Source organism: Nonomuraea sp. NPDC005730, from assembly GCF_040630865.1.
Classification (GTDB): Bacteria; Actinomycetota; Actinomycetes; order Streptosporangiales; family Streptosporangiaceae; genus Nonomuraea.
Window position 1 is genome coordinate 31427 of the sequence record NZ_JBEXYK010000063.1, and the last position, 11343, is coordinate 42769.

At 68.8% G+C, this 11343-nt stretch carries 10 protein-coding genes; 7 read left to right on the top strand and 3 right to left on the bottom strand.

Going from position 1 to position 11343, the window contains the following annotated elements; all coding sequences use genetic code 11:
• Positions 1–8 precede the first annotated feature (8 nt).
• From ABZ444_RS42275 to ABZ444_RS42285, 3 genes are all read left to right on the top strand, one after another.
• A complete protein-coding gene (locus ABZ444_RS42275) occupies positions 9–377 on the top strand; it encodes a DUF4244 domain-containing protein (RefSeq protein WP_358009687.1) in 369 nt (122 codons plus the stop codon).
• Positions 374–754, top strand: coding sequence for a TadE family type IV pilus minor pilin (locus tag ABZ444_RS42280; RefSeq protein WP_358009647.1), 381 nt, complete (start codon positions 374–376; stop codon positions 752–754). Before ABZ444_RS42275 ends, ABZ444_RS42280 begins: the two co-directional genes overlap by 4 nt.
• Positions 755–984: 230 nt before the next feature.
• Positions 985–1347: an Rv3654c family TadE-like protein gene (locus ABZ444_RS42285; protein WP_358009649.1), complete on the top strand. Its 363-nt coding sequence runs from the start codon at positions 985–987 to the stop codon at positions 1345–1347.
• A 276-nt stretch (positions 1348–1623) separates the two neighbouring features.
• Here ABZ444_RS42285 and ABZ444_RS42290 read toward each other — a convergent pair whose 3' ends face one another.
• Together ABZ444_RS42290 and ABZ444_RS42295 are read right to left on the bottom strand one after the other, a co-directional pair.
• Entirely contained in the window at positions 1624–2487 is an 864-nt protein-coding gene (locus ABZ444_RS42290) for an NAD(P)H-binding protein (RefSeq protein WP_358009651.1), read from the bottom strand.
• Positions 2474–2842 carry a VOC family protein gene (locus ABZ444_RS42295; protein ID WP_358009652.1) on the bottom strand — a complete coding sequence of 123 codons (369 nt, stop codon included), beginning with the start codon at positions 2840–2842 and terminating at the stop codon, positions 2474–2476. The genes ABZ444_RS42290 and ABZ444_RS42295 overlap by 14 nt, the downstream gene beginning before the upstream one ends.
• Positions 2843–2905: 63 nt before the next feature.
• Here ABZ444_RS42295 and ABZ444_RS42300 point away from each other — a divergent pair, with 63 nt between their 5' ends.
• Positions 2906–3364 carry a MarR family transcriptional regulator gene (locus ABZ444_RS42300; protein ID WP_358009654.1) on the top strand — a complete coding sequence of 153 codons (459 nt, stop codon included), beginning with the start codon at positions 2906–2908 and terminating at the stop codon, positions 3362–3364.
• Positions 3365–4356: 992 nt separating this feature from the next.
• Positions 4357–6459 (top strand): hypothetical protein, encoded by a 2103-nt coding sequence (locus tag ABZ444_RS42305; RefSeq protein ID WP_358009656.1) that lies wholly within the window; start codon positions 4357–4359, stop codon positions 6457–6459.
• On the opposite strand, the gene ABZ444_RS42310 is transcribed toward ABZ444_RS42305, so the two are convergent.
• Positions 6456–8867 carry a DEAD/DEAH box helicase gene (locus ABZ444_RS42310; protein WP_358009689.1) on the bottom strand — a complete coding sequence of 804 codons (2412 nt, stop codon included), beginning with the start codon at positions 8865–8867 and terminating at the stop codon, positions 6456–6458. The genes ABZ444_RS42305 and ABZ444_RS42310 overlap by 4 nt on opposite strands.
• A 220-nt stretch (positions 8868–9087) precedes the next feature.
• Here ABZ444_RS42310 and ABZ444_RS42315 point away from each other — a divergent pair, with 220 nt between their 5' ends.
• Positions 9088–9438 carry an STAS domain-containing protein gene (locus tag ABZ444_RS42315; RefSeq protein ID WP_043629845.1) on the top strand — a complete coding sequence of 117 codons (351 nt, stop codon included), beginning with the start codon at positions 9088–9090 and terminating at the stop codon, positions 9436–9438.
• A 1-nt stretch (position 9439) separates the two neighbouring features.
• Complete coding sequence (locus ABZ444_RS42320) at positions 9440–9865, top strand: ATP-binding protein (RefSeq protein WP_358009658.1); 426 nt, start codon at positions 9440–9442, stop codon at positions 9863–9865.
• Positions 9866–11343 lie beyond the last annotated feature (1478 nt).

The following is an 11343-nucleotide window of genomic DNA, read 5'->3' on the forward strand; positions in this document are numbered from 1 at the left end:
CCGCCACCATGCCAGGCACCCTCAGTCCCGCTCCAGCTCCTTCATCTCGGCCCGGTGTCTGCACCGAGCCGACCACCTCCGCGCTGCCACCTGCAATCGGCGCCCCCTCCAACGCCGAGGCAGAAGCCACCCACGCTTCCTCGGCCACCTCCGGTGGGCCCACCGGGCAGAGCTCACGCACCTCCCGCTGGTATCCCGGCAAGTGGATCACCTGCGCTGTCGCGAACCGAGAGCGCGGCATGTCCACAGCCGAATACGCAGTCGGCACCATCGCGGCCTGCGCCTTCGCCGCGCTCCTGTTCAAGGTGGTCAGCAGCCCGGAGGTTCAGGAGATGCTGAAGTCCCTCATAGATCGAGCGCTCAAGATGACCGGATGACCCTCCACCAGGCGCGGAACGCCACCGCCGGGCAACGGTCGGCATCGCGCGGCTCGGTGACGGCCGAGACCGCCGCCATGCTGCCCGCGCTCATGGTCGTCCTGGCAGCCGCGCTCTGGGCCATACAAGCGGTGAACGTCCAACTGGAATGTGTAGACGCAGTTCGAGCGGCAGTGCGCGCCGCAGCCCGAGGTGAGCCGCTGGACCAGGTCCGCGAGCTCGCCCGCTCGGCCACTCGCCCAGACGCACACGTAGAGATCGCCCGCGACGCAGAATTCACCCACGTAGAGATCGCAGTAGATGTACGACCAGCTTGGGGCGCTTCGCTGCCGGCCGTCCGCGTGTCGGCCTCGGCGACAGCGGCCACAGAACCGTGACGTCACGCAGGTACCTGCCGAAATGAGATCTGCCAGGAGGACATGAGCCCTCGTGTCCTCCTGGCAGTCGGGGGGCGAAATCTCCAACCCCTACGCCGTCTTCTACCCACAAGAAGAGACAACAACTCCGCGACATGGCACAGAGATCGTCAGCGTGCGAGAGGTGTAGAAGCGTCTCAAAGCTGAGCGAATCGACGACCTTTCACCGATCCATCACTCCGAGGACAAGGATGATCAAGCACAAGGAACGAGGGTCGGCGACCTTATGGGGAGTGGCCCTCATGGGGCTCCTGATGGCGATTGCCGGAGGGTTGGCCTCCGTGGGGGCGGTTCGTGTGGCTCGCCATCGGGTTGACAGCGCGGCAGATCTGAGCGCTCTGGCGGCGGCCAGGTCGGCGATCGTCGATCCCGCGGGCGCTTGCGGCAGGGCGTCCGCGCTGGCCAGAAGGAACGGTGTGCGGCTGGTGGCTTGTGAGATCGCGGGAGAGATCGCGGATGTCCGGACCTCCTTGTCGATCACCTTGCCGATCGCCGGAGCGCACACCCTGACAGGCAGGTCCCGCGCGGGGCCGGTCACGATGTCACCCGGGTAGCAGTTGGTTGCAGCAGTCGGTCGTCAGGCCACCGTCCTGGGCCTTGGGGACACAGACTGGCCGCGACACATGCGGGCCTCGGGTCGTGTCGCGCGAGTTCGGCCACCGGCTGTTCGGGCTGAGACGCGTGCCGGCACCGTGGTCCGGTCCGTGTGAAGCCTCACTGGCCGGCCGCTCCGACGTGATCCGGGCTGGCGGTGTCGGTTCAGAAGCGCTGATCGGGAGAAGGGGTGGCGCGAGCCGAGGTGGCCGACTCGCCTGCGCCGACCCCGGTGTTCACTCTGTCGTCAGCCCCTCGACAAGGCCGGTCGTCGGCCTGCCGAGGAGTCGAAAAAGATCGTCACCGACCCGGGCGAAAACCCCGGCGGCGATGGTTTCATCGAGACTTGCCAAGAAGCCGGCCAGTTCGCCGTCCATCCCCGAATTGATGAGCGCGACCTGCAACTCTTCGGGAGTGACAGGCCGGTAAGTGACCTCTCGCTCCAGCACGACCGACATCGCTTGGGCGATGTCGGCGTAGGTGAAGTTCGTGTCGCCGGAGAGGCTGTAAGTCACATTGTCGTGCCCATCTGTGGTGACGACGATGGCCAGTGCCTCGGCCAGGTCCTTCCGGCCGGCTGCGGCGACGACGGCGTCACCGGTCGCCGCGGCGAGAACGCCGGTGAAGCGGGGGCCTGCCAGCGCCTGGATGTAGTTCTCGATGTACCAGGTGTTCCGCAGGATCGTGTACGTCACGCCGGAAGCGGTAAGAGCGTCCTCCGTCGCTCTGTGGTCCGCGTTGATCTCGAACCGGTCGTCGTCGGCGCGAACTCCGCTGGTGTAGTAGACGTGTCGGGCATTCGCCTTCTTCGCCGCCTCGATGACCGACTCGTGCTGGGCAAGGCGGTTCGGGTCTCTGCCCGAGATCAACACGATGTCGGAGTGCCTGGCGACCAGCTCCGCGACGCGGGCTGAATCCGACAGGTCGACGGCGGCGGTGCTGAACCCGGCGGAGGCAAGTTCCCCGAGGCGTGCTTGGTTCCGACCGGCCGCGGTGATCGTTGCGGGGCTCGTTCCCCGGGCGACCAGCGCGTCCAGGGCGTGGCGACCGAGTGCCCCGGTAGCCCCGAAGACCAGGGTGCTCGCCTCAGGCGCGGTCATGGAGGGTGATCTGGTAGCCGTCGGGGTCGGCGAAGGTGAAGGTGCGGCCGAAGGGGCCGTCGATCGGTGCGGAGACGATGGTGTGACCGTCGGCGACGAGAGCGTCGTGGATGGCCTGGACGTCGGTGGCGTGAAGCCAGATCGCGGCACCGATGCCGGGCTGGGTAACGGATGCGAGATCGGTGCCGGGAACGACCTCGCGGAGTGCGAACGCGATCGGCTGCGTCTCGAAGACGACGGCGTGCGGGGGCCCGGCCTGTGAGCGGACGAGGCCGAGGTACTGCTCGTAGAACGCCTGCGAAGCGTCGAGGTCGCGCGCTTGCAGCGAGATGAAGTCGGGGCCGGTGACGGGCATGGTGGTGCTCCTTCTCTCCGTGTCAGTTTCCTGACACGCCTCAATGTATGTCAGAATACTGACATGAGTCAAAACGGTGCCGGCGTCGACCTGGACAAATCGCTGGGCTACCTGCTGAAAGAGGCTTCGAGTGCCCTGCGTGCGGCCATGGAGGAGGTGCTGCGGCCGCTCGGCATGAGCGTGACGCACTACTCCTGTCTGGAGTTGCTGGCTCAACGGCCGGGCTTGTCGAACTCCGAGCTGGCGCGTGGCGCGTTCGTGACCCGGCAGTCGATGAACGTGCTGCTCCAGACCCTGGAGCGAGACGGCTACGTGACCCGGCCCGCGGCGGCGCCCGTCGGAAAGGCGCTTCCCGCGCGGCTCACGCCTCGTGGCCGGCGGAGCCTGGAGAAGGCGAGCGCGGCGGTCCGGTCCGTCGAGGTCAGGATGCTGGGCGGCATGAACGAGGCCGAGCAGTCGGACGCGTTCCGGATTTTGCAGAGCATGATTCATTCGCTGCGCGATGGCGACGACGGGGCATAGCTCGTTCTTCGGCGCATGTTTCGCCGCGTCGAGACAGGGGGTGGCCGAGTGTGGAAATCCGTGCGGGTGACCTCGTAAAACTGGTCACCCTTTCTGTGGTGAGCCGATAAAGCTTCAGGTGAGCGAAATGAGTCAGAGCTTTGTGGCGCGGGCTGCTGGTCATCGGTGGTGGCGTGAGGTGCAGGGTGTGGCGGCTCGCGCGCTGGAGCTTTCCGCTCGACGGCATGCGCAGCAAGGCGCGAGGATCGCCGGGGATTGGTCGACGGTGGCTTGACGTGGAGCCCAGCGGAGCAGGCTGAAGCGCGGGTGCGGCGCAGAGCGGTGGGCGGCCGAGACAGCACATGGATAAGCGGTGGGACGCGCTGGGACGGCCCACAGGGCAGCGGTGTTCGTGTCGAGGTGAGGGGCGCCTCAGTGGCGTGCGTCTAGCGTGGGGGGCGGGCCTCCAGGGTGAAGCGCCACGGGGAGGTTCGCAGGGGCGTTCCAGCGCGACGTGGCGAGGGGGAGGCCCGAAGGGGCGTTCCGACGTGAAGTGTTGCGGGGAAGCCCGCAGGGCGTGCCGGCGTGAAGCGTTGCGGTGGAGGCTCTGCAGGAGCCTCCAGTGTGAGGCGGGGCGGGAGATCGTCGGGATTGTTCTCGCGTGAGGTTTGGCGCGAATGGCTGGGTCGAAGTTGTGTGGTGGATAGAAAGGCCGACCTTTCGGCTGGGGTTTATTGTTGGTTTTAGGCAATCCCCGTCAAACACGCGATATTTTCTGTGAGTTGCGAAGCAATGTCGCAATCGAGTCACGACTTCTTGGACGCGGTGTCCAAGAGTTCGCTACGTCACATAAGGTTCCGCTTACCCTCGGTTCATGCCATCTACGGCGCGCTTCCAGAACGTCGCCAACAGGACGAATTCGGGAGCGGTCGGTGACCGCATCGGCCGGGCGGACTGCACTTCCGGTCGTCGCGTGCACGCCCCCTGGACGGTCATGCGGCGCGAGGCTCTCTGTGGAGGGAATCGTCGTGACGGTGGTTGGCAGAGTGGTGGCCGCTGTGGCGGTCGTGGCGGGTTCGATCGTCCTTGGCGGGTCGGCGCAGGCGGCTGTGGTGACGCGGCAGGCCGAAGTCTCCGGGCAGATCACGTCGCCTTCCGACGGTCAGGTGGTCACGGGGTCGTCCGTGACGGTTTCCGCTCAGACCGGGCTGATGCAGCTCAAGATGGGTCTGTACGTCGAAGGTCCCTCCACGCCGAGCCGGAGGATCGCCGGAGGCGGAGCGAACCAGACGATCTCCGGTACGTTCGACGCCCGCAGCGCGCCCAACGGCACCTTCACCGTGACGCTCAAGGGAGACATCACGGGAGCCAGGTATGCCGGCAGCACGTTCAAACTGCGGCGACCTCCCGAGCCCCCGGGAATCGTGAACGCGCGCCTGGAGGGCACCACCAAGATCGAGGTGACCTGGAGCAAGGGCTCGGAGCCGGATCTCCAGTCCTACGAAGTCGCCACAAGTCAGTCCGGCGTCGTGGGCCGGCTGTCCGCGGACAACGCGTGTTCGGGCTCCGCGTGCAAGGCCGTGCTCGCGGTGCCCGCCAAGGCGGCGGGGCGGCGGGTGGGCATCACGGTCAAGGCGTTCCGCGGCGACGGGGACGGTGGTTCGGTCGGGTCCGGCAAATCGGGTGCCGCGTACGTCGCGGTTCCCGCGCCGGCCGCGTCCCAGCCCAAGAAGCAGACGACCAGGCAACAGACGAACAAGCAGCAGACCCCGAAGACGGACGGCAGGACGCGGGTCGATCCGCTGCCGACCCTCCCGGCCAAGAAGCACGTCAAGCCCACGACCGTACCCACCCGCAAGACGACGACCCGCAGGCGCACCTCCGCCCTGCCCGCGATGCCGGAAACCGACGACAAGGGCAACCACCCGACCCCGACCGCGGCCGCCACGGGCCGCCAGCAAGCGTCCGGGACGAACAAGAGCGCGGACGACGAAACCGAAGCGGCTGCGATCCAGGCGGGCGGCGTCCGGGCGCAGTCGGACGAGTCGCCGATGGGGAACATCGGGCAGTACGGGATGTATGTGACAGGCGGTCTGCTGCTTCTGCTGCTCGCGGCGCACGCCGGGGCATGGGCTCGGAGGCGCGCGCTGGCCGCCGGCGCTGGGAGTGGTGGGAGCGTCGCGGCTTCGGCCGGCCGTGCAGCCACATCAGCAGGAAGCGGGGCGGTTCAGCACAACACCGACGAGGTTCCGCGAGCCAGGACAGCGTCCCGACGTCCTGCCGTGGTGCTCGCCGTCGCCAGGACGCGCATGCCGGAACCTCCCCAGGCGCGCCCCCTGCCCCCGCTGCCCGACCCTGCGATCGGGCAAGGGCCCGGCGAACAGGCGAACGAGGCGGAGCGGCAGGCGCGTGAGACGTCCCAACGTGCTCCCGGAAGGGCTGCCACCACGCCCGATCCGCTTCTCGGACGCGAGGATCGAAGGGCGGCGGAGGCTCAGGAGGCGTCGCATGTGTCGGGCATGAGGGCGGCGGAGGCTCAGGGGACGTCGCGTGTGGAGGGTGTGAGAGCGGCAGAGGCTCGGGAGGCGTCGCGTGTGCAAGGGAAGGCGGCGGACGCTTCGGTGAGGGCGCAGATGCCGGGGGAGGCTCAGGGGGCGTACAACGCTCGGGGGTGGCGGGAGGCGGAGCCCAGGGTGGCTCAGATGCCGGGTGGGACGTCGGGGCAGGCGCCGCCGGTCGCTCTGCCGATCCATCTGAGCGTGCAGGACTTACGCGCGGCCCAGGAATCACGGGAGTCAGCCCGTCATGCGGCTCGGCGGGAAGCGGGCCGGGAAGCAGCGGGGGAGACAGGGCGGGATGCGCGTCAGGAGCCGCCGCGCACCGCATTGCCCGGTACGGCTGTCACGGACGTTCCCGAGCCCGACGCCGGCCCCGCCGTCCCACCTGCCACCCCTCTGGAGCAGCGTTGGGACGACTACCTGCCCCCGTCGCCCAGATGCATGGAGGACAGCGGCTTCTGGGAGCGTCCGCTGCCGGGTGCCGGCGACTTCTGGGCCTCCGACGACGACGAAGAGCGGGCGTATGCGGGGCGCCGGCCGGAGAAGGGCGACAGTTAGGACGGGCGGCCGGGGGTGAGGAGGATGTCCAGGAGCTGGAGCGCGCCGCGTTTGTGCAGGGGCTCGTTGCCGTTGCCGCACTTCGGGGACTGGATGCAGGACGGGCAGCCGCGCTCGCACTCGCAGGACGCGATCGCCTCACGCGTGGCCGTCAGCCAGTCGGTGGCCCGCGCGTAGCCGCGTTCGGCGAAGCCCGCGCCGCCTTCGTGGCCGTCGTACACGAAGACGGTGAGCAGGCCGGTGTCGGCGTGCAGTTCGGTGGAGACGCCGCCGATGTCCCATCTGTCGCAGGTGGCGAACAGGGGGAGCAGGCCGATCGAGGCGTGCTCGGCGGCGTGTGCGGCGCCGCCGAGGTCGATGTCCGCCGCCGCGAGCGGCGCTACCGCCGTGGCGGGCAGGGTCCACCAGACCGCGCGGGTGCGGAGGGTGCGGGGCGGCAGGTCGAGGGGTTCGTCGCCGAGCATCTCGCCTGACTGGAGGCGTCTTTTCAGGTACGAGACCACCTGCCTGGTCACCTCCACCTCGCCGAAGTGCAGCGTTCCCGGGCCGAGGGGGCGGGAGCGCTGGGCGGCGAGGATGGAGATGTCGGTGATGTCGCGGGCGAACGTGGAGTAGTCGGGATTGGCGGCCTCGACCAGGGCGACTCCGGCGTCCAGGTCGAGGGTCTCCACGAGGAAGGTCTCGCCCTGGTGGATGTAGACCGCGCCGGTGTGGACCGTGGTGTGGGCGGACGGCTCGTCCACGCTGCCGAGCAGGCGGCCGGTCGACGACTCGACCACCTGGATCGGGGCGCCTCCGCCGCCTCTGATGTCGGCGAGGTCGGTGGCGCGTTCGCGGCGGGTCCAGAACCAGCCCGCGGGACGGCGTCTCAGGAGGTTCCGGGCGACCAGGTCTTCCAGGACGTCGGGGGTGGTGGTGCCGAAGACGGGCAGGTCGTCGTCCGTCAGCGGGATCTCGGCGGCGGCGGCGCACAGGTGGGGGCCCAGGACGTACGGGTTGTCCGGGTCCAGGACGATCGCCTCCACCGGCCGGCCGAAGAGGGCCTGCGGATGGTGGACGAGGTAGGTGTCCAGGGGGTCGTCCCTGGCGATGAGCACGGCGAGTGCGTCCTGGCCGTCGCGTCCCGCCCGGCCGGCCTGCTGCCAGAGGGAGGCGCGGGTGCCGGGCCAGCCGGCGATCAGTACGGCGTCCAGGCCCGAGACGTCCACGCCGAGTTCGAGGGCGTTCGTGGTGGCCAGGCCCATGAGGGTGCCGGCGCGCAGGGCCTTCTCCAGGAGGCGGCGGTCCTCGGCGAGGTAGCCGGCGCGGTAGGCGGCGACCTTGTCGGGGAGGGCGGCCAGGTCTTGGGCGTCGTCGGGGATGGCCCAGGTGAGCGGGCTCGGGGGAGTGGAGTGGCGCGGGTCCCGGATCTCTCCGCCTGTCACGTTGGCTTCGGGGCCCGTGGCGTCGGGGGCGTCGTGCGGAGCCCAGGGGGCGGTGACGGAGAAGGCGACGTCGGCGAGTTTGGCGCGGGCGGACAGGGCGACCGTCTCCGCGCCGCGCCGCGAACGTACGAACGCGAGCGTCCGTACGTTCGCCAGGACCAGGTCCGCGAGGAGGTCAGCGGTCTCCGCGGTGGCCGTGCGGCGCACGGGAGCCCCTCCCTCGCCCCGCAGATCCGTCAGGGGCGGTTCCCAGAGGGCGATGGTCGTGGAACCCTTCGGCGAGGCGTCCGTGGTCACCTCGTCCATCTCAAGCCCCGTCAGCCTCATGGCGAACACGCCGGGCTCACTCGCCGTGGCCGAGGCGAGCACGAAGGTGGGGCGTGAGCCGTACCGGGCGCAGACCCGGCGCAGGCGGCGCAGGATCTGGGCCACGTGCGAGCCGAAGACGCCGCGGTATCCATGGCACTCGTCCACGACCACCATGCGCAGGCGGCGGAAGAACGACGACCACTGCGCGTGGCGAGGCAGGACGCCGCGGTGGAGCATGTCCGGATTGGTCAGGACGTAGTTGGCGTGCTGACGGACCCACGTACGTTCCTCGAAGGGGGTGTCGCCGTCGAAGCAGGCGGCGCGCACCTGCGTGATGCGCAGTTCGCGCAGGCCGCGGAGCTGGTCGGCGGCCAGGGCCTTGGTGGGCGTCAGGTACAGGACGGTGCCGCCGTCGAGGCAGGAGGCGACCGCCGGCGTGAGGTACGCCAGGGACTTGCCCGAGGCCGTTCCCGTACTGATGATCACGTTTCGGCCACGGAAAGCCAGGTCGGCGGCTTCGTGCTGGTGGGGCCAGAGTCCTGTGACTCCACGGTTCGCCAAGCGCGTAACCAGGACTTCCGGAGCCCAGTCCGGCCAACGGGCTTGACCCGCCTGACGTGCTGGAACATGCTCCACATGGGTGACACGCTCATGACGTGCGGGAACTCCGAGCAGGTGGGCGAGGAGTGGACCTGCCTGTTGTGGGGAGGATGCCGAGGAAGTCACTGTTTCCAGTCTTGCATCGATGGGCAAAGTCGCCGGGAATCGTGATTTCGTATAGACACAAGCCAGACGCGTGGTTGAATGCCGCGCGTCAGGGTCGGACAGTCTGGGGCCACGCTCCAGATTGCCAGGCCCGCAAGAGTACTTTCGCAGGCGAGGCGCTGGAGGATCTGTGGATCTGAAGTTGGATCACCGCACCGAAGACCGACTCACCATCGTGGAGGTCGAGGGTGAGATCGATGTCTACACGGCGCCGAGATTGCGTGAGCTCCTCATCGACCTGGTGAACAAGGGCAACTTCCACCTTCTGGTGAACATGGAGAAGGTCGACTTCCTCGACTCCACGGGGCTGGGAGTGCTCGTCGGAGGGCTCAAGAGGGTCCGGGCGCACGACGGCTCGCTTGAGCTGGTGTGCACCCAGGAGCGCATCCTCAAGATCTTCCGCATCACCGGTCTGACCAAGGTCTTCGGGATTTACGCTTCCGTCGACGAGGCCAAGGAAGCTCACGGCAAAGACAAGTAGCATGGCTACCGTCGAGCTGACGTTCAGCGCTCTCCCCGCGCATGTGCGGACCGCCCGGCTGGTGGCCACGGCGATCGCCCGTCGTACCGGCGTGGAGGAATCGCTGCTGGACGAAGTCAGGCTCGCCGTGGGTGAGGCATGCTCCCGGGCGGTCGAGGCGCATCGACTTCACTGCCCGGGCGAGCCCATCCGCATCGAGCTACGTGACGACTCCGGGCGTTTCGAGGTCACGGTCAGCGATCTGGCCCCCAGTGACGAGATCAAACAGGAGCAGCCGCTCGATCTGGGCATGCTCTCTGACTCGTTCATGTCAGGCTTCGGCATCGCCGTCATCACGGGTCTGGCCGATGACGTCGAGGTCTTCCCCAGCCCCAAGGGGACGAACATCCGGATGAGCTGGCCCGCCTCCAACGGGGTGGGTTCCTGACCTGACGGCGTTGGATCGGTCCCTTGTCTTCCAAGGGCCGTGTTCGAGCTGGTCGGGTGTGGTTGAGGGGCGATAGACGGGGATGAGGGGATGTCCGGTTGTGGCATGCCTTCCTCCCTGTCGAGTCGCACCACGTTTCCGCATGTCCTGACGAGGGTGGTGGGTGCCTCGTTCTGTCGGCATGCCCGGACGGCTTGCGCCGCTCTGCGAGAAGGTGCAGCGTGCGCGCGCCCGCCGGAGGCTCGGCCAAGAGGCTCGGCCAGGCTCGGTGCAGGGCTCGTCGAAGTTCGGCGCAGGGGTCCGGTGTGGCCCAGCGTGGCCCTGCTGCAGGGCTCTGGGCGATCCGGTGCGGGATCCGGCATGGCGTCGAACCAGTGCGAGGGCCGCGCGCCTCTGTGTCGCACGCCTCTACACCGCAGGCCTACGGAGCTTCAGCTTCAGAGCAGGCCAGAGCCCGCCTTCGCATGTTCAACCGCTGTGCCGTGCGGGGAGACGCCGGATTCCGATCGGGCAGTTGCTCAGGGTGACGGACTGCTGGCCAGCTGGGCAGGCTCTGCATGGCGCGGGGCAGTGACTGGGGTCGAAGGTCCAAGGCGGCGAAGGCCGAAGGTCAGTGCGACGAGAGCCTGAGCTGGGGTCTGAAAGCTCAGTACGCTCCGAAGGCTCCGCCTGGCAAGGGGCACGACTGAGAGCAGGAACGCCGGGGCGGCGAAGCAGGGCCTCGGCTGCCTGGCATGTTCTGGCGGAGTGATACGACTGCGCCATGGGGATCTTGCTCGCCGCAGTGATGTCTGTGGAAGGCGACGGGAGTTTTCCACAGGCTGTGGATGGGCGGGGGATAGTCGGCCGGGTCGTCAGATGGGCTCGCGCCGGCCGGTACGGGCATGGGGTTGAGGCGAGTGGCTGGCGGCGACCGGAGGAAGGCGTGGCGGCTGCACATGGGGCTGTCAGGACCGACCTTCAGGGGGCCGCGCGGGAGCCTCAGGCCGAGAGGGAGGCGTCGGGTTTGGTTGTTGAGCTGGCGCAGTTTCTCGGCCGCTGTAAAGGCTTTTGAGGCGGTGTAGGGCCTTTGAGGCGGTATAGGGCCTTTGAGGCCGATGCGAGAGCTCTGGCCGTCGTGGAGGTGGCCTGGAGAGGCGGGACAGTGTCGGCCACGGGCCCGAGCAGCGCCCGACCGAGAGGTCGGGGACGGCGCACGGCACTGGGAGACACTGGGCGGCCGTGTCACTGGGCCGCATCTGCCGGCCGTGTCACCGGGCCGCGAGCCGACGGGCCGCGTCTGCCCGGCCGTGCGCTGGATCGCGTCGGGCGGGCCGTGTCCGGCAGGCCAGCTCTGCCTGGCCCGCCGTGCCGCGTCCGCCGTGCCGCGTCCGCCGTGCCGTGTCCGCCGTGCCGTGTCCGCCGTGCCGTGTCCGCCGTGCCGTGTCCGCCGTGCCGTGTCCGCCGTGCCGTGTCCGCCGTGCCGTGTCCGCCGTGCC